The following is a 266-nucleotide window of genomic DNA, read 5'->3' as shown; positions in this document are numbered from 1 at the left end:
GGTCAGGAAGTCGACCAGCTGGACGGAGTTTTGGTTGGGGGCCGCCCCGGTATAGATGCAGTGCCGGGAATATTCGAACCCCTCGTACAGCGTCGGATAAAACAGCAACGCGTCACGGGCCTCGATGACGGGAAGGACGGCTTTGCGGGTGCTCGACATATGGCAACCGAATACGACCCGGACGCGGTCATCGTCGCAAAGCCTGACTGCAAGTTCCTTGTAGAGATTGGGCGTCGATTGCGGATCGTACACAATGGGCTCGATAG

1 protein-coding gene is annotated in these 266 nt (G+C 58.3%); it reads right to left on the bottom strand.

The features are described from left to right. Positions 1-266, bottom strand: a 266-nt coding sequence (locus AF337_RS03955; protein ID WP_152970891.1) for a transporter substrate-binding protein, incomplete at both ends; no start/stop codon positions are given.

This window comes from Rhizobium ecuadorense (assembly GCF_001187535.1).
GTDB lineage: Bacteria > Pseudomonadota > Alphaproteobacteria > Rhizobiales > Rhizobiaceae > Rhizobium > Rhizobium ecuadorense.
Note: the sequence above shows the minus strand (reverse complement) of the source record. Positions and strands in the feature narration are given on the sequence as shown.